General features: G+C 61.8%; 13 protein-coding genes. 8 read left to right on the top strand and 5 right to left on the bottom strand.

The window, feature by feature from the left end:
- Positions 1-84: 84 nt before the first annotated feature.
- The 7 genes from tpx to H096_RS22200 all read left to right on the top strand — a co-directional run bounded on the left by tpx (position 85) and on the right by H096_RS22200 (position 12914).
- Entirely contained in the window at positions 85-585 is a 501-nt protein-coding gene (tpx, locus tag H096_RS22230) for a thiol peroxidase (RefSeq protein WP_016980349.1), read from the top strand.
- 231 nt (positions 586-816) lie between these two features.
- Positions 817-2118, top strand: a complete 1302-nt coding sequence (locus tag H096_RS22225; RefSeq protein ID WP_033901489.1) for an MdtA/MuxA family multidrug efflux RND transporter periplasmic adaptor subunit — start codon at positions 817-819, stop codon at positions 2116-2118.
- Complete coding sequence (locus H096_RS22220) at positions 2115-5216, top strand: MdtB/MuxB family multidrug efflux RND transporter permease subunit (RefSeq protein ID WP_033901488.1); 3102 nt, start codon at positions 2115-2117, stop codon at positions 5214-5216. Before H096_RS22225 ends, H096_RS22220 begins: the two co-directional genes overlap by 4 nt.
- Positions 5213-8320, top strand: a complete 3108-nt coding sequence (locus tag H096_RS22215; RefSeq protein WP_033901487.1) for an efflux RND transporter permease subunit — start codon at positions 5213-5215, stop codon at positions 8318-8320. Before H096_RS22220 ends, H096_RS22215 begins: the two co-directional genes overlap by 4 nt.
- Positions 8321-8454: 134 nt before the next feature.
- On the top strand, positions 8455-9864 hold the full coding sequence (locus H096_RS22210) for an efflux transporter outer membrane subunit (protein WP_241495532.1): 1410 nt from the start codon (positions 8455-8457) through the stop codon (positions 9862-9864).
- Positions 9865-10016: 152 nt separating this feature from the next.
- Positions 10017-12113 carry an EAL domain-containing protein gene (locus H096_RS22205; protein ID WP_033901485.1) on the top strand — a complete coding sequence of 699 codons (2097 nt, stop codon included), beginning with the start codon at positions 10017-10019 and terminating at the stop codon, positions 12111-12113.
- A gap of 54 nt (positions 12114-12167) precedes the next feature.
- Positions 12168-12914, top strand: coding sequence for an SDR family oxidoreductase (locus H096_RS22200; RefSeq protein WP_033901484.1), 747 nt, complete (start codon positions 12168-12170; stop codon positions 12912-12914).
- Between the two features lie 11 nt (positions 12915-12925).
- On the opposite strand, the gene H096_RS22195 is transcribed toward H096_RS22200, so the two are convergent.
- The 4 genes from H096_RS22195 to H096_RS22180 all read right to left on the bottom strand — a co-directional run bounded on the left by H096_RS22195 (position 12926) and on the right by H096_RS22180 (position 16750).
- A complete protein-coding gene (locus tag H096_RS22195; RefSeq protein WP_241495530.1) occupies positions 12926-13390 on the bottom strand; it encodes a hypothetical protein in 465 nt (154 codons plus the stop codon).
- 91 nt (positions 13391-13481) lie between these two features.
- The gene (gene mapR / locus H096_RS22190) at positions 13482-14891 is read right to left on the bottom strand and encodes a GntR family transcriptional regulator MpaR (protein ID WP_033901483.1); all 1410 of its coding nucleotides are present in this window, start codon (positions 14889-14891) and stop codon (positions 13482-13484) included.
- Positions 14892-14916: 25 nt separating this feature from the next.
- On the bottom strand, positions 14917-16326 hold the full coding sequence (gene ccoG, locus H096_RS22185; protein WP_033901482.1) for a cytochrome c oxidase accessory protein CcoG: 1410 nt from the start codon (positions 16324-16326) through the stop codon (positions 14917-14919).
- A 184-nt stretch (positions 16327-16510) separates the two neighbouring features.
- A complete protein-coding gene (locus H096_RS22180; protein ID WP_033901481.1) occupies positions 16511-16750 on the bottom strand; it encodes a DUF3203 family protein in 240 nt (79 codons plus the stop codon).
- A 121-nt stretch (positions 16751-16871) separates the two neighbouring features.
- On the opposite strand from H096_RS22180, the gene H096_RS22175 reads away from it, so the two are divergent.
- Positions 16872-17363 (top strand): MgtC/SapB family protein, encoded by a 492-nt coding sequence (locus H096_RS22175; protein WP_012723945.1) that lies wholly within the window; start codon positions 16872-16874, stop codon positions 17361-17363.
- Here the strand turns inward: H096_RS22175 and H096_RS34280 are convergent.
- Positions 17341-17517: a hypothetical protein gene (locus tag H096_RS34280; RefSeq protein ID WP_167351265.1), complete on the bottom strand. Its 177-nt coding sequence runs from the start codon at positions 17515-17517 to the stop codon at positions 17341-17343. The two genes, H096_RS22175 and H096_RS34280, sit on opposite strands and share 23 nt — an antisense overlap.
- Positions 17518-17649 lie beyond the last annotated feature (132 nt).

Here is a 17649-nt window from a genome sequence, read left to right as displayed (position 1 = left end):
TTGGCGGTAGGTAGCCAACGTACTTTGTGGTTAACTTCGGCCTCTCGAATTCGTTAAACCCAAATCAGCATAAGGATTCCGTTCATGGCTCAAGTCACCCTTCGTGGTAACCCTGTCCAGGTTGAAGGCGAATTGCCGAAAACCGGTTCCACCGCTCCTGAGTTCAGCCTTGTTGCTGTCGACCTGTCGGAAGCGTCCCTGGAAACTTTCGCTGGCAAGCGCAAGGTTCTGAACATCTTCCCAAGCGTTGACACCCCGACCTGCGCCACTTCGGTACGCAAGTTCAACGCCCAGGCCAACGACCTGAGCAACACCGTGGTGCTGTGCATCTCCTCTGACCTGCCGTTTGCCCAGAAGCGTTTCTGCGGCACCGAAGGCCTGGACAATGTGCTGAGCCTGTCGGACTTCCGCAACGCCGACTTCGCAGTGGACTACGGCGTTTCCCTCGCCGACGGCCCTCTGCAAGGCCTGACCGCCCGCGCCGTAGTGGTGCTGGACGAGAACAACAACGTGCTGCACAGCGAACTGGTGCCAGAAATCGGCCAAGAGCCGAACTACGAAGCAGCCCTGGCTGTTTTGAAGTAACTGTTTCGGTACGTTACTGTCGTTTTGCAGTAACACGCTTGATGCATGATTGCGGCCTGGCCTAGTCCAGGCCGTTTTTATTTGTGGTTCAGATGCTTAGCGAAACGGTCGATGAACTAAGGTCAGAAGTTAAAAGTTGTAAGCCCAAGGTAAATAGCCGGTAAAGGCGCTTTTCTAAATGCGCCCCAGTGCTTATCTTTCAGCCTCCCAAAGAAGAAGCTCTCGCGCCCAATGGTTGATCACTCCATGCAATCCTCCCCCCGTAAGTCCCGCCGCTGGCTGTTCGCCCTGCTTGTGCTGGTGGTTGTCGCCGGCCTGTGCTGGAAATTCTGGCCCGGCAGCCACAAGGATGCTGCGCAGGCGCCCGCCGGACGCGCCGGCAAGTCGGGGATGATGCGCCCAGGCTTCGGTGGCTCCACCGGCCCGGTGCCGGTGCGTGTGGCGCCTGCGGTGCTGGGTGAGTTCCCGGTGTACTACAAGGCGCTGGGTACGGTGACCGCGCTCAACACCATCAATGTACGCAGCCGGGTGGGCGGCGAGTTGGTGAAGATCGCCTTCGAAGAAGGCCAGATGGTCAAGGCTGGCGACCTGCTCGCAGAAATCGACCCACGCAGCTACCAGAACGCTTTGCTCCAGGCGCAGGGTACGCTGATGCAGAACCAGGCCCAGCTTAAAAATGCCCAGGTCGACGTGCAGCGTTACCGCGACCTGTACGCCCAGGACAGCATCGCCAAGCAGACCCTGGACACCGCTGAAGCGCTGGTCCTGCAATACCAGGGCACGGTCAAGACCAACCAGGGCGCGGTGGATGACGCCAAGCTCAACCTCGAATTCACCAAGATCCGTGCGCCGATCAGCGGCCGTGTCGGCCTGCGGCAAGTGGACGTGGGCAACCTGGTGGCGGCCAACGACACCACGTACCTGGCCGTGATCACTCAGACCCAGCCGATCAGCGTGGCCTTCACCCTGCCGGAAAATACCCTGGAAACCGTACTCACTCGTTACCACGCCGGCAACAAGCTGCCCGTGGAAGCCTGGGACCGTGGCGATGTGAAGCAACAGGCCGTCGGCGTGCTGCAGAGCCTGGACAACCAGATCGACGTCACCACGGGCACCCTGAAATTCAAGGCGCGTTTCGATAACAAGGACCAGGCACTGTTCCCCAACCAGTTCGTCAATGTGCACCTGCTGGCCGACACCCTGCATAACGTGGTGCTGGCGCCGTCGGCGGCGATCCAGTTCGGCAACACCGGTACTTTCGTCTACGTGCTCGACGGCGACAAGAAGGTCAAGGTGCAGCCGCTGGTAGTCGGTGATACCGACGGCGACAACACCGTGATCAAGGAAGGCCTCAAGGCCGGCGACCGCGTGGTGCTGGAAGGCACCGACCGCTTGAAGGACGGCAGCGAAATCGAAGTGGTCAACGACAGCAGCGAAGTGCCGACCACCCCGACTGAACACCTGCAAGGCAAGCCAGCGGCGAAAGGGGAGACCGGCACCACCGCCGGCAAGGCGCAAAAGGTCGGTTCATGAACCTGTCGCGGCTGTTTATCCTTCGCCCGGTCGCCACCACGCTGAGCATGCTGGCCATTGTGTTGGCCGGTATCATCGCTTATCGCCTGTTGCCGGTGTCGGCGTTGCCCCAGGTGGATTACCCGACCATCCGCGTGATGACCCTGTACCCCGGCGCCAGCCCGGATGTAATGACCAGTGCGGTCACCGCGCCGCTGGAGCGCCAATTCGGGCAAATGCCCGGCCTTACGCAGATGGCCTCCACCAGTTCCGGCGGGGCGTCCGTGCTGACCCTGCGTTTCAACCTCGACATCAATATGGATGTCGCCGAGCAGCAGGTGCAGGCCGCGATCAACGCCGCGACCAACCTGTTGCCCAAGGACTTGCCGGCGCCGCCGGTGTACAACAAGGTCAACCCGGCTGATACCCCGGTGCTGACCCTGGCAATCACCTCAAAGACCATGCTGCTGCCCAAGCTCAATGACCTGGTCGACACGCGCATGGCGCAGAAAATCGCACAGATCAGCGGCGTCGGCATGGTCAGCATCGCTGGAGGCCAGCGCCAGGCCGTGCGCATCAAGGTCAACCCGGAGGCCCTGGCGGCCAATGGTTTGAACCTGTCCGACGTGCGCACCCTGATCGCCGCGTCCAACGTCAACCAGCCCAAGGGCAACTTTGACGGCCCCACCCGCGTGTCGATGCTCGACGCCAACGACCAGTTGGTCACGCCCCAGCAATACGCCGAACTGATCCTCGCCTACAACAATGGCGCGCCGCTGCGCCTGAAAGACGTGGCCCAGATCGTCGACGGCGCCGAAAACGAACGCCTCGCCGCCTGGGCCAATGAAAACCAGGCCGTGCTGCTGAATATCCAGCGCCAGCCAGGCGCCAACGTGATCGAGGTGGTGGATCGCATCAAGGCATTGCTGCCAAGCATCACCGACAACTTGCCCGCCGGCCTCGACGTGACGGTGCTAACCGACCGCACCCAGACCATCCGCGCCTCGGTCAAGGACGTGCAACACGAATTGCTCATCGCCATTGCCCTGGTGGTGATGGTGACGTTCCTGTTCCTGCGCCGGGTCAGCGCCACGATCATTCCGTCCATCGCCGTGCCGCTGTCCCTGGTGGGCACCTTTGGCGTGATGTACCTGGCGGGGTTCTCCATCAACAACCTCACGCTGATGGCCCTGACCATCGCCACCGGGTTTGTGGTGGACGATGCCATCGTGATGCTGGAGAACATTTCCCGTTACATCGAAGAAGGCGAAACCCCGCTGGCCGCCGCGCTCAAGGGCGCCAAGCAGATCGGCTTCACCCTGATTTCCCTGACGCTGTCGCTGATCGCGGTACTGATTCCGCTGCTGTTCATGGCTGACGTGGTCGGGCGCCTGTTCCGAGAGTTCGCCATCACCCTGGCGGTGGCGATCCTGATTTCCCTGGTGGTGTCCCTGACCCTCACGCCCATGATGTGTGCGCGTTTGCTCAAGCGTGAGCCGAAGGAAGAGGAACAAAGCCGCTTCTACAAGGCCAGCGGCGCCTGGATCGATTGGTTGATCGCGCGTTACGGAAGCATGCTGCAGTGGGTACTCAAGCACCAACCGCTGACCCTGCTGGTGGCCATCGCCACCTTGGGCCTCACCGTGTTCCTGTACCTGATCGTACCCAAGGGCTTCTTCCCGGTGCAGGACACCGGTGTGATCCAGGGCATTTCCGAAGCGCCGCAGTCGATCTCCTTCGCGGCCATGAGCCAGCGCCAGCAGGAATTGGCCAAGATCATCCTGGCCGATCCGGCGGTGGAAAGCCTGTCTTCCTACATTGGTGTGGACGGCGATAACGCCACTCTCAACAGCGGGCGCTTGCTGATCAACCTCAAGGCCCACGGCCAGCGTGACTTGAGCGCGGCCCAGGTGATCACGCGTTTGCAGCCGGAAATCGACAAGCTGGTGGGGATCCGCCTGTTTATGCAGCCGGTACAGGACCTGACCATCGAAGACCGTGTGAGCCGTACCCAGTACCAGTTCAGCATGTCGTCGCCGGACGCCGAGTTGCTGGCATTGTGGAGTGACAAACTGGTCCACGCGTTGAGCCAGTTGCCCGAACTCACTGACGTCGCCAGTGACCTGCAGGACAAGGGCTTGCAGGTGTACCTGGTGATCGACCGCGACGCGGCGTCGCGCCTGGGCGTCAGCGTATCGACCATCACCGACGCGTTGTATGACGCCTTCGGCCAGCGGCAGATCTCCACCATCTACACCCAGGCCAGCCAGTACCGCGTGGTGTTGCAGGCCCAGTCCGGCGAGACCCTCGGCCCGGACGCGCTGAACCAGATCCACGTGAAAACCACCGACGGCGGCCAGGTGCGCTTGTCCAGCCTCGCCCGCGTGGAGCAGCGCCAGGCGCAATTGGCGATTGCGCATATCGGCCAGTTCCCGGCAGTGATGATGTCGTTCAACCTGGCCCCTGGCGTGGCGCTGGGCAAAGGTGTGGAGCTGATCAACCAGACCCAGAAAGACATCGGCATGCCGGTGGGCGTTCAGACTCAGTTCCAGGGCGCGGCCCAGGCCTTCGAAGCCTCGCTGTCGAGCACTTTGCTGCTGATCCTGGCGGCGGTGGTCACCATGTATATCGTGCTGGGTGTGCTCTACGAGAGCTATATCCACCCGATCACCATTCTCTCGACCTTGCCATCGGCGGCGGTAGGGGCCTTGCTGGCGTTGCTGCTCAGCGGCAATGACCTGGGCATGATCGCGATCATCGGCATCATCTTGCTGATCGGTATCGTCAAGAAGAACGCGATCATGATGATCGACTTCGCCCTCGATGCCGAACGCAACCAGGGCCTTGACCCGCAGACCGCGATCTACCAGGCGGCGCTGCTGCGCTTCCGGCCGATTCTGATGACCACCCTGGCCGCACTGTTCGGCGCGGTGCCGCTGATGCTGGCCACCGGTTCCGGCGCGGAACTGCGCCAACCGTTGGGCCTGGTAATGGTCGGTGGCCTGCTGGTGAGCCAGGTGCTCACCCTGTTCACCACGCCGGTGATCTACCTGTATTTCGACCGCCTCGGCCGCCGCTGGCGCAAAGAGCCGCAAAGCCTGGAGCCGGTCGAGTCATGAACCTGTCCGGACCTTTCATCCGTCGACCGGTCGCGACCATGCTGCTGAGCCTGGCGATCCTGTTGCTCGGCGGCGTCAGTTTCAACCTGTTGCCGGTGTCGCCGCTGCCGCAGATCGACTTCCCGGTGATCGTGGTGTCGGCCAGCTTGCCCGGCGCCAGCCCCGAGGTGATGGCATCCACGGTGGCGACGCCGCTGGAGCGCTCGTTCGGCGCGATTGCCGGCATCACCACCATGAGCAGTTCGTCGAGCCAGGGCTCTACGCGGGTGATCCTGGCGTTCGACTCCGACCGTGATATCAACGGCGCGGCGCGGGAAGTGCAGGCGGCGATCAATGCCTCGCGCAACCTGCTGCCCAGCGGTATGCGCAGCATGCCCACCTACAAGAAGATCAACCCGTCCCAGGCGCCGATCATGGTGCTGTCGCTGACCTCGGATGTGTTGCAGAAGGGCCAGCTGTACGACCTGGCCTCGACCATTCTGTCGCAGAGCCTGTCCCAGGTGCCCGGCGTTGGGGAAGTGCAGATTGGCGGTAGTTCCCTGCCGGCGGTGCGCATCGAGCTTGAACCCAAGGCCCTCGACCAGTACGGCGTGGCCCTTGACGATGTACGCAACACCATCGCCAACGCTAACCAGCGTCGGCCCAAGGGTTCCCTGGAAGACAGCCAGCGCAACTGGCAGATCCAGGCCAATGACCAGTTGGAAAAGGCCAAGGACTACGAGCCGCTGCTGATCCGCTACCAGAACGGCGCGGCCCTGCGCCTGGGCGACGTGGCCAAGATCAGTGACGGCGTGGAAGACCGCTACAACAGCGGTTTCTTCAACAACGAACCGGCGGTGCTGCTGGTGATCAACCGCCAGTCTGGCGCCAACATCATCGAGACGGTCCGGCAGATCAAGGCGCAGTTACCGGCGTTGCAGGCGGTGCTGCCGTCCAGCGTCAAGCTGAGCCTGGCCATGGACCGCTCGCCGGTGATCACCGCGACCTTGCACGAAGCCGAGATGACCTTGCTGATTGCCGTGGGCCTGGTGATCCTGGTGGTGTACCTGTTTCTGGGCAACTTCCGCGCCTCGCTGATCCCCACCCTGGCGGTGCCGGTGTCACTGGTGGGCACTTTTGCGGTGATGTACCTGTACGGGTTCTCGCTGAACAACTTCTCGTTGATGGCGTTGATCCTGGCCACTGGGTTGGTGGTGGACGATGCCATCGTGGTGCTGGAAAACATTTCCCGGCATATCGACGAAGGCGTGCCTCCGATGAAGGCGGCGTACCTGGGCGCCAAAGAAGTCGGCTTCACCTTGCTGTCGATGAACGTGTCGCTGGTGGCGGTGTTCCTCTCTATCCTGTTCATGGGCGGGATTGTCACCAACCTGTTCCGCGAATTTTCCATCACCTTGTCGGCCGCGATCATTGTGTCGCTGATTGTTTCGCTGACCCTGACCCCGATGCTCTGTGCGCGCTGGCTCAAGCCGCATGTGAAGGGCGAGATGACCGGGCTGCAGCGCTGGAGCCAGAAGGTCAACGACCGCATGGTGGCCGGCTACGCCACCAGCCTGGACTGGGTATTGCGCCATCGGCGCCTGACCTTGCTCAGCCTGTTGCTGACCATCGGCATGAATGTGGCGTTGTACGTGGTGGTGCCGAAGACCTTCATGCCCCAGCAGGACACTGGCCAGTTGATCGGTTTTGTGCGCGGTGATGACGGCCTGTCGTTCAGCGTGATGCAGCCGAAGATGGAAACCTTCCGCAAGGCAGTACTCAAGGACCCGGCGGTACTCAGCGTGGCCGGCTTTATCGGCGGCAACAACGGCACCAACAATGCGGTGATGCTGGTTCGCTTGAAGCCCATCAGCGAGCGCAAGATTTCCGCCCAGGCGGTGATCGAGCGTCTGCGCAAGGATGTGCCGCTGGTGCCGGGCGGGCGGTTGTTCCTGATGGCCGACCAGGACCTGCAATTCGGCGGCAGTCGCGACCAGACCAGCGCGCAGTATTCCTACATCCTGCAAAGCGGCGACCTGGCGGCCTTGCGCCTGTGGTACCCGAAAGTGGTGGCGGCCTTGCGCGAGCTGCCGGAACTCACTGCCATCGACGCCCGTGAAGGCCGGGGTGCGGCGCAGGTCACGCTGATTGTCGACCGCGACCAGGCCAAGCGCCTGGGCATCGACATGAACATGGTCACGGCGGTGCTCAACAACGCCTACAGCCAGCGGCAGATTTCCACCATCTATGACAGCCTCAACCAGTACCAGGTGGTGATGGAGGTCAATCCCAAATACGCCCAGGACCCGATCACCCTCAACCAGATGCAAGTGATCACCTCCACGGGTGCGCGGGTGCCGCTGTCGACCATTGCCCATTATGAGAACAGCCTGGCCGACGACCGCGTCAGCCACGAAGGCCAGTTCGCCTCGGAGAACATCGCCTTCGACATGGCGCCCGGCGTGACGGTGGAGCAGGGCACGGCAGCCATCGAGCGGGCGATTGCCAAGGTCGGCTTGCCCGAAGACGTGATCGCCAAGATGGCCGGTACCGCCGATGCCTTTGCAGCCACGCAGAAAGGCCAGCCGTTCATGATCCTTGGCGCGCTGGTGGCGGTGTACCTGGTGCTGGGCATTCTGTATGAAAGCTATATTCACCCGCTGACCATTCTCTCGACCCTGCCGTCGGCCGGTGTCGGCGCCATGCTCGCGATCTACCTGACCGGTGGCGAGTTCAGCCTGATCTCCTTGCTGGGCTTGTTCCTGCTGATCGGCGTGGTGAAGAAAAACGCGATCCTGATGATCGACTTGGCCTTGCAGCTGGAGCGCCACGACGGCATGAGCCCGCTGGAATCAATTCGCAGCGCCTGCCTGTTGCGTTTGCGCCCGATCCTGATGACCACCCTGGCGGCCATCCTCGGCGCCTTGCCGTTGCTGCTGGGCGCGGGCGATGGTGCGGAAATGCGCCGTCCGTTGGGCCTGACGATTATCGGCGGTTTGGTGTTCAGCCAGATCCTGACCCTCTACACCACCCCGGTGGTCTACCTCTATCTCGACCGCGCTCGCCATCGCTTCAATAAATGGCGCGGTGTGCGTACCGATGCTGCCCTGGACACTGCGCTATGACCGATTCAATCAACGCCAATGCACCGCAGTCCCCTATAGGAGCCGGCTTGCCGGCGAAAAACTCGCCGTCACCGCGTACTTTCAGGCAGGGCGCGTTTTCGTTGACGACCTTCGCGAGCAAGCTCGCTCCTACAATGGGATTGGCGTTATTGCTCAGTGCTTGCGCTATTGGCCCCGACTACAAACGCCCGGAAGTCGTCGAACCGGTCCAGTACAAAGAAGCCCAAGGCTGGCGCCAAGCCACGCCCAGCGACTCCCTGGCCCGTGGCGCCTGGTGGGAGCTTTACGGTGACCGCCAGCTCAATGACCTGGTGGTACGCCTGAACACGTCCAACCAAACTGTGGCCCAGGCCGAAGCGCGCTTCCGTCAGGCCCAGGCGCTGGTGCGCAGCTCCCGTGGGGCGTTTTACCCCACCGTTGACCTGAGCGCCGGGAAAACCCGCGCCAGCCAGGGCACCGGTAGCAGTAACGCAAGCCTGAGCAGTTCCAGCAGCGGTATCCGCGACACCCTCAATGCCCAGTTGGGCGTGAGTTGGGAAGCGGATATCTGGGGCAAATTGCGCCGAGGCCTGGAAGCCAACGAAGCCAGCGCTGAAGCCAGCTCGGCGGACCTGGCGGCGATGCGCCTGAGCCAGCAGTCCGAACTGGTGCAGAGCTACCTGCAACTGCGCGTCATGGATGAACAGACGCGCTTGCTGCAAGCCACGCTGGAAACCTATCAGCGCTCCCTGCAAATGACCGAAAACCAGTACCGTGCAGGGGTTTCCGGCAAGGACGCGGTGGCCCAGGCACAAACCCAGCTCAAGACCACCCAGGCCAGCCTGATCGACCTGATCTGGCAGCGCGCCCAACTGGAAAACGCGATTGCCGTGTTGATCGGCGAGGCACCGGCCAACTTCAACCTGGCGGTGAGCAAGGACATCCCGGCATTGCCGCAGATTCCGGTAAGCCTGCCGTCGCAATTGCTGGAGCGCCGCCCCGACATCGCCTCGGCCGAACGCTCGGTGATCGCCGCCAACGCCAATATCGGCGTGGCCAAGGCCGCCTACTACCCGGACTTGAGCCTGAGCCTGGCCGGTGGTTACTCCAGCAGCACTTATGCCGACTGGATCAGCCTGCCGAACCGCTTCTGGTCGGTGGGGCCAAAACTGGCCATGACGCTGTTTGACGGCGGCCAGCGTTCGGCGGAAGTCGACCGCACCGTGGCCAGCTACGACGAGACCGTCGCCAAGTACCGCCAGACCGTGCTGGATGGGTTCCGTGAAGTGGAAAACTACATGGTGCAGCTCAAGGTGCTGGAAGACGAGGCGGTGGTGAGCAATGAAGCACTCGACGCCGCCCGTGAGTCGTTGCGCCTGACGCAGAACCAGTACAAGGCGGGTCTGATTGCCTACCTGGATGTGGTCACCACGCAAGCGACCGCACTGAGCAACGAGCGCACGGTGTTGACCCTTTTGCAGACGCGCCTGGTGGCCAGTGTGCAATTGATCGCGGCATTGGGCGGTGGTTGGGACGGGCAGACACCGATTGCCGAGAAGGACTGATTTTGGCGGGATGTGCAGCCAGTTGATTGACGTCAAAATGCCACTAATGGCCCTCTGATAATTAATCAACTGCTCAAGAATTATTCTCGCTACAATCGCCCGCTTTGCCACCTGGCACGGGCTTCTCACGCCCGCTGCGCACGAGAAGTCCCATGCTCATCGGTAGTTATTCACCCTCGCTGGTCGTGATCTCGCTGTTTGTCGCGATCCTCGCTTCCTACACCGCTTTGGACCTTTCCGGTCGCATTGCTACCGCCAAAGACCGTGCCGTTTATTTGTGGATCGCCGGCGGCGCCATGGCGATGGGCGTGGGGGTGTGGTCGATGCACTTCATCGGCATGCTGGCGCTGCGCTTGCCGTTTGCCCTGGGATTCGATCTGGGCATCACGGCGCTGTCGTTGTTGATCGCGGTGTTGTCCAGCGGCTTTGCCTTGTGGCTGATCAGCCAGCCGCGTTTGCCCGCCTGGCAACTGGGGTTTGGCGCGCTGGTCATGGGCACCGGCATCGCGTGCATGCATTACACCGGCATGGCCGCCATGCGTATGACCCCAGGCATCGACTATGACCCCACCTTGTTTGGCGCGTCGTTGCTGATCGCGGTGGTCGCGTCTGGCGCTGCGCTGTGGATCGCCCACAATCTGCGCCGTAACACCCCGTACGTGCGCCTTTTACGGGGGGGCGCAGCGGTGGTGATGGGCTTTGCCATCGTCGGCATGCATTACACCGGCATGGCCGCCGCACGTTTTGCCGATGAGAGTTTCTGCGGCGCAGCACTGAACGGCTTGAGCGGCAAGGGCCTGGATAACCTGGTATTGGTCACGACCCTGGCGGTACTGGCTATCGCCTTGCTCACCTCGTTGCTCGACGCACGCCTGGAAGCACGTACGGCGGTGCTGGCCGATTCCCTCACCCAAGCCAACCAGGAACTGACCCATCTGGCCCTGCACGACATGCTCACCGGCCTGCCCAACCGTACGTTGCTTGCGGACCGCATTCAGCAAGCCATGCAGGCCGTAAAAGAGCAGGGCGGTTGCTTCGCGCTGATGTTTATCGACCTCGATGGCTTCAAGCCCGTCAACGATGCGTTTGGTCACCATATGGGTGACCAATTGCTGCGCGAAGTCGGCCTGCGCCTGCGCGAAGACTTGCGCAGCCAGGACACCTTGGCGCGGATCGGCGGCGACGAGTTTGTGTTGCTGGTGCAACTGACCCAGCCGGACGATGCCCTGGGCCTTGCCGAACGCCAAGTGATCCTGATCAACCGCGCCTTCCAGGTGGCCGAGCATGAGTTGAAGATCTCCGCCAGTGTCGGCATCGCGATGTTCCCGGGCAACGGCAACAACCCCCAGGAACTGTTGATGAACGCCGACGCCGCGATGTACCACGCCAAGGGTATGGGCAAGAATGGCTACAGCTTCTTTGATGTGTCGATGAACACCAACGCACGCAAGCAATTGCAGCTGTTGCAGGACTTGCGCAATGCTGTGGAACAGGAGCAATTTCGCCTCTACTACCAGCCCAAGTTCGACGCCGTCAGCGGCATCCCGGTCGGCGCCGAAGCCTTGCTACGCTGGGAACACCCGCAGCAGGGGTTGCTGCTGCCGGCGACGTTTATCGAACTGGCGGAAAAAACCGGGTTGATCATTCCCATCGGCGAATGGGTACTCAACGAAGCCTGCCGCCAGATGAGCCTGTGGTACGTTCAGGGCTACGAAGATTGGCGCATTGCGGTAAACCTGTCGGCCTTGCAGTTCTGCCACGCCGGGCTGGTCAAGAGCGTGGCGGCGGCTCTGGAGCGACACCAATTGCCGGCCAACAGCCTGACCCTGGAAATCACCGAAACCACAGCCATGAGCGACGCCGACGCGAGCATGACGGTGTTGCAGCAGCTGTCGGACATGGGCGTCGACTTGTCCATCGACGACTTCGGCACCGGCTACTCCAGCCTGATGTACCTCAAGCGCCTGCCGGCCAACGAGCTGAAGATCGACCGGGGCTTTGTGCGTGACCTGGAACACGACAGCGACGACGCAGCCATCGTCTCGGCCATCGTCGCCCTTGGCCAGGCCTTGGGATTACGGATTGTTGCCGAGGGTGTCGAGACGGATGTGCAGCAGAATTTCCTGACACGGCTTGGGTGCAATTCCCTTCAGGGTTACCTGCTGGGTCACCCGTTGCCGGCGGAAGGCTTTATGGCGGATATCCAACGCGCCGAAGAGGCCGTTGCGCCTGACAAAAGCCGTGCGTGACAGGTATTCTTGGATCCAACCCTAAACATCAGGTTGAATCAGGAGACCGCACGCATGGACAAAGTCGTCATCATCACCGGGGGCAGTCGTGGGATTGGCGCCGAGACGGCCTTGCTGGCCGCTCGCCAGGGCTATCGTATCTGCATCAACTACCAGTCCGACGAAGCGGCGGCCCACCGCGTGCTCGAACAGGTGCGTGCACTGGGCGCCCAGGCCATTGCCGTGCGGGCGGATGTGAGTATCGAGGACGAAGTGATCGCGCTGTTCCACCGGGTGGACGCCGAACTGGGTCGTGTCACCGCACTGGTCAACAATGCGGGCACGGTGGGGCACAAGTCTCGCGTTGACGAGATGTCCGAATTCCGCATCCTGAAAATCATCAAGACCAACGTGCTCGGCCCGATCCTGTGCGCCAAGCATGCGGTGCTGCGCATGTCGCCCAAACATGGCGGGCAGGGCGGCAGTATCGTCAACGTGTCGTCAGTGGCGGCGCGCCTGGGGTCGCCGGGTGAGTATGTCGACTACGCCGCGTCCAAAGGCGCACTCGACACCTTCACCATTGGGTTGTCGAAAGAGGTGGCGGGTGAAGGCATTCGCGTCAACGCGGTGCGCCCTGGCTATATCTTCACCGACTTCCACGCCTTGAGCGGCGACCCGGACCGCGTCAGCAAGTTGGAGTCCGGTATTCCCATGGCCCGTGGCGGGCGCCCGGATGAGGTGGCAGAGGCGATTATCTGGTTGCTGTCGGATAAGGCTTCGTACGCGACCGGGACGTTCCTCGATCTGGGCGGTGGGCGTTAAGCGCCCGCTTTTCAGGTCCGTAGATGGCGCAGCGCGTCGTACCCTTTACGGGAAAATGCCTGGAGCAGGCTGGCTTCCGAATTATCGAGGGTGCTGTAGCCATCACTGGCGACCCCGTCGACCTTTCCGTTACGGCTATGGCTGGCATTCAACTGGCGGTCGTCCAGGTTGTCCAGAAAACGCAATACCTTGTTCAGGTCGTAGGCCGCATTGGCCCTGGCGTCCGGTTCCGGGTTGGCGGTGGTCCAGTCACCGACCTGCATCTTCAGCTCATCCAGTAAGTGGTCATGATCGCGGTTTTCGAGAAAGTGCTGTAGTACAGGGCTTTGCTCGATGATTCTGTCTGCCGATCGATGATCGCCAGCGGGGCGGCCCATGGGGCCTGTCATCTCGCGCACTTGTTGTTGTTCGGCTGCACGCATGTAGTGGGGTGGAGCAGGTAGCTGTCCAGGAGTGGTAGAGGCGGGCATGTGCATATGAAATCTCCAGGCGGTATTCGGCAAGGCGCATGTCCAGGCGTGGTGCATGCGCTTTTTTATGTGGCGCCTGGTGGCGTGGGGTTCCGGCTCAAAACGACCGAACAATGCGCCCCAATGTTTCCATGGCTTTTTCCGACGCCTCGGTCCACGGGCTGCCGTAGTTCAAGCGAATGCAGTTCCGAAAGCGCTGGGTGGCCGAGAAGATCGGCCCCGGCGCGATACTGATGCCCTGCGCCAACGCCATCTGGAACAACTTCAACGAATCCGTCTGCTCCGGCAGTTCCAGCCACAGGAAATACCCGCCGGCCGGTTGGCTGACCCGCGTCTGCGCAGGGAAATAGCGGGCGATAGCGGCCAGCATGGCGCTTTGCTGCTCCTCCAGGGCATAGCGCAGTTTGCGCAGGTGCCGGTCATAGCCGCCGTGCTGCAAGTAATCGGCAATCGCCGCCTGGGCCGGCATTGACGGGCAGAGCGAGGTCATCAGCTTCAGGCGTTCAATCTTCTGCGCAAAACGTCCGGCCGCCACCCAACCCACGCGATAACCGGGGGCCAAGCTTTTGGCGAAGGAGCCGCAATGCATCACCAGGCCTTCGGTGTCGAAGGCCTTGGCGGGTTTCGGCGCCTGTTGGCCGTAATACAGTTCGGCGTACACATCGTCCTCGATCAGCGGCACCTGATGTCCGCGCAGCAGTTCCACCAGCGCCTGTTTCTTGGCTTCCGGCAGGGTCGCGCCCATGGGGTTCTGGAAGCTGGTCATGGTCCAGCAGGCCTTGATCGGGTAGCGCTCCAGGGTTTGTGCGAGGGCGTTGAGGTCGATGCCATCGCGCGGGTGCACGGGGATTTCCACGGCCTTGAGTTTCAAGCGCTCCAGCACTTGCAGGCAGGCGTAGAACGCCGGGGCTTCGATTGCCACCAGGTCACCCGGTTCGGTGACGGCTTGCAGGCACAGGTTCAACGCTTCCAAGGCGCCGTTGGTGATCAGCAGTTCTTCCATGGGTAGCATCAGGCCGCCGACCATGTAGCGCAGGGCGATCTGCCGACGCAGTTGCGGGTTGCCCGGCGACATGTCGGTGACCACCAGGCGCGGGTCCATTTCGCGGCTGGCGCTGGCCAGGGAGCGGGCCAGGCGTGGCAGCGGGAACAGCATGGGGCTGGGGAACGCCGAGCCGAAGGGTACGGTGTTCGGGTCTTTGATTGAGTCGAGTACCGAGAACACCAGTTCGCTCACGTCCACTTCGGTGGACTCGTGCACCTGCTCGCTCACCACCGGCTCGGAAAACGGACTGGGCGCATGGGTGTTGACGAAGTAACCCGAACGCGGCCGCGCGCGAATCAGGCCACGGCGCTCCAGCAGGTAGTAGGCCTGGAATACCGTGGACGGGCTGACGCCGTAGGTCTGGCTGGCATAGCGCACCGAGGGCACGCGTTGGCCGGGGCCGAGGACGCCGGAGCGGATCAGTTCTGCAATGTCGTCGGCGAATTTTTCGTAGCGTTTCATGGGGGCTCAGTCAGTGTGAGTGTTTTTATCGGTTCAACGGCGCCACAAAGCGGCTGTCGGCAATGCTGTAGATCCCCGGCTCATCCACGTCCGAGACTTTGAAACGCAAGGTCTGCGAACTGCTCGCCGGTTTATCCGCCAGCAATGCCACCGACACCGGCACATCGCTGATTTCCCCCGGCGCCAGGCTGATCTCGGTCTTGCCTTGCAACTGGAAGCCGTCGGCGTCCACCAGTTCCAGGCGATAGTCCTGGCGCTGCTGGGTCTTGTTGATCACCTTGAGGCTGTAGATGTTTTCGATCAGACCCTGGGCGTTTTCACGGAACATGCCACGGTCCTTGGTCACATCCAGCGACACCATCGGCCGTTCCACCAGCGCCACTACCAGCGCAGCAATCATCACCAGCAGCACGGCACTGTAGCCGATCAGGCGCGGCCTTAGCAGGTGCGTCTTGCCGCCTTGCAGTTGATGTTCGCTGGTGTAGCTCACCAGGCCACGCGGGTAGCCCATTTTGTCCATGATCGAATCGCAGGCGTCGATGCACGCTGCGCAGCCGATGCACTCCATTTGCAGGCCGTCACGGATGTCGATCCCGGTGGGGCAGACCTGCACGCACAGCTGGCAATCGATGCAATCGCCCAGGCCGACGTCGGCCGGTTTGACGTCACGTTTGCGCGGGCCACGGCTTTCGCCGCGGGCCACGTCGTAGGAAATGGTCAGGGTGTCCTTGTCGAACATCACGCTCTGGAACCGCGCATACGGACACATGTGCATGCACACGGCTTCGCGCAGCCAGCCCGCATTGATGTAGGTGGCGCCGGTAAAAAACAGCACCCAGAACAAACTGACGCCGCCCATCTGCCAGGTCAGCAGTTCAGCCGCCAAGGGGCGGATCGGCGTGAAATAGCCGACGAAGGTCAGTCCCGTCAGCACGCTAATGCCCAGCCACAAGGTGTGCTTGGCCGAGCGTCGCGCCAGTTTGTTCAGGCTCCAGGGTGCCGCTTGCAGCTTGATGCGCTGGTTGCGCTCGCCCTCGGTGATTTTTTCACACCACATGAACAGCCAGGTAAACGAGCTCTGCGGGCAGGTGTAGCCGCACCACACGCGGCCGGCAAACACGGTGATCGCAAACAGGCCGAAGGCGCAGATGATCAACAGCGCCGACAACAGGATGAAATCCTGCGGCCAGAAGGTCGCGCCAAAGATATGGAATTTGCTTTCAGCCAAGTCCCACAGCACGGCCTGCCGACCGTCCCAGTTCAGCCACACGGTGCCGAAAAACGCCAGGAACAGGAAGGCTGCACCGCTCACGCGCAAGGTACGGAACAGGCCGGTGAAACTGCGGGTATGAATCAGGTTGTCGCTGGATTTGGCCTTCACCTTCTTTGGGTGTGTGGGCTCAAAGATTTCCACGGTTGGGATGTGTTCGCTCATGGTCGTTCGCTCATCAGCCTCCATCAGGCGGATGAACTATGCGCGTGGCGCTGTTTGCATAACAGACTCAGGTATGGCGATAAAAAGCGGATCAGATGGGGCGGTGAATGCCTGCTGCGACAATGTGCTGCACCCCATGGCACCAGGGGTGCAGCGTTATTTCAAGGGCGCTGACACAGATCAATTAAATCAGCGAACCAGGTTCTTCGGCTTTCACATGCTGGCGCCCATCGTGGGCGCCGGCCACCGTCAGGGCGTCGGCCTCGGCCTCGGTGATATAGATCCGCTCGGCGGCCAACTCCACGTAGGACATCGACTTGTCGAGGTCGGTAACAATATTGACCCGGGTCGCTGGCACGCTCTGTTCCTGGCCGTTGTCATCGAGCATGAAGTAGCACAGTTGGTTTTCGATACGAATGGGCATGCCGTTCTCCTTATTTGTGGGCGATGTAAGGTTAGGGCCCAGCGATGTGTGGGGGTTCCAGGCAACTGACTGGCGGTCGCTGCTGTCCATCCATTACTAATAATGACAAAGGGCAGCATCCATGGACGCGTGGTGGCATGAAGTGTGGCAAACCCTGCAGGCTGAATTCGCCGACATTGGCGACGCCAAGCAGCTCACCCAGATCACCGTGCGCCTGCTGATCGCCGCGATCCTGGGCGGCATTCTCGGCTTTGAGCGAGAGAGCAAGGGCAAGGCCGCCGGGGTGCGCACCCATATGCTGGTGGCGCTGGGCGCTGCCTTGTTTGTGATGGTGCCGCAAATGTCCGGCAACCAGGCGGACGCCATGAGCCGGGTGGTGCAAGGGGTGATTGCGGGGATCGGATTCTTGGGCGCCGGTACGATCATCAAGGGCAAGGATGATGAGGAGGGGCACGTCAAAGGCCTGACCACCGCCGCCGGCTTGTGGATGACCGCTGCGATTGGGGTCTCGGCCGGGTTGGGCCGGGAATCGACAGCGGTGCTGAGTACCCTGCTGGCGCTGGCGGTGTTCAGCGTGATGCCAAAGATCGTCAAGCGTTTTGAGAAGGACTGACGATCACGGGCGGCATGGTCGTCGGCGGCTCTTCCACCGGTGGCGGTTCGTTCTCGGGTGGTTCTTGTTCCGGAATCGGATCCGGTTGGGTCGGCGGCAGGGTGGGTTTATCGATATTCGGGTCCGGCGTTTCCGCCGGGATCGGGATATTCATCGGTGTGGCCTCCTTTGTGCTTTGCTCTATCGGTGGACAGCCACCGGGGCGAATTGATTCCCCGCCCGATGGCGGCACATCCAGCTGAACTTTTAACCGGAGCCCAGGCTCGGACCTATTACGGCCTCGCTC

Origin of the sequence: Pseudomonas sp. FH1 (genome assembly GCF_000510895.2) — a bacterium.
GTDB lineage: Bacteria > Pseudomonadota > Gammaproteobacteria > Pseudomonadales > Pseudomonadaceae > Aquipseudomonas > Aquipseudomonas azotoformans_A.
The sequence above is the reverse complement of the archived record's forward strand: the minus strand, read 5'-3'. Positions and strand labels throughout refer to the sequence as shown.

Excerpts from the sequence above, each read along its gene's own strand:
- H096_RS22175 (WP_012723945.1), top strand. The coding sequence starts at position 16,872 with ATGGACGCGTGGTGGCATGAAGTGTGGCAAACCCTGCAGGCTGAATTC.
- H096_RS34280 (WP_167351265.1), bottom strand. The coding sequence starts at position 17,517 with ATGAATATCCCGATCCCGGCGGAAACGCCGGACCCGAATATCGATAAA.
- H096_RS22220 (WP_033901488.1), top strand. The coding sequence starts at position 2,115 with ATGAACCTGTCGCGGCTGTTTATCCTTCGCCCGGTCGCCACCACGCTG.
- H096_RS22180 (WP_033901481.1), bottom strand. The coding sequence starts at position 16,750 with ATGCCCATTCGTATCGAAAACCAACTGTGCTACTTCATGCTCGATGAC.
- H096_RS22205 (WP_033901485.1), top strand. The coding sequence starts at position 10,017 with ATGCTCATCGGTAGTTATTCACCCTCGCTGGTCGTGATCTCGCTGTTT.
- H096_RS22225 (WP_033901489.1), top strand. The coding sequence starts at position 817 with ATGGTTGATCACTCCATGCAATCCTCCCCCCGTAAGTCCCGCCGCTGG.
- H096_RS22215 (WP_033901487.1), top strand. The coding sequence starts at position 5,213 with ATGAACCTGTCCGGACCTTTCATCCGTCGACCGGTCGCGACCATGCTG.
- H096_RS22210 (WP_241495532.1), top strand. The coding sequence starts at position 8,455 with ATGGGATTGGCGTTATTGCTCAGTGCTTGCGCTATTGGCCCCGACTAC.
- ccoG (WP_033901482.1), bottom strand. The coding sequence starts at position 16,326 with ATGAGCGAACACATCCCAACCGTGGAAATCTTTGAGCCCACACACCCA.
- H096_RS22200 (WP_033901484.1), top strand. The coding sequence starts at position 12,168 with ATGGACAAAGTCGTCATCATCACCGGGGGCAGTCGTGGGATTGGCGCC.
- mapR (WP_033901483.1), bottom strand. The coding sequence starts at position 14,891 with ATGAAACGCTACGAAAAATTCGCCGACGACATTGCAGAACTGATCCGC.
- H096_RS22195 (WP_241495530.1), bottom strand. The coding sequence starts at position 13,390 with ATGCACATGCCCGCCTCTACCACTCCTGGACAGCTACCTGCTCCACCC.
- tpx (WP_016980349.1), top strand. The coding sequence starts at position 85 with ATGGCTCAAGTCACCCTTCGTGGTAACCCTGTCCAGGTTGAAGGCGAA.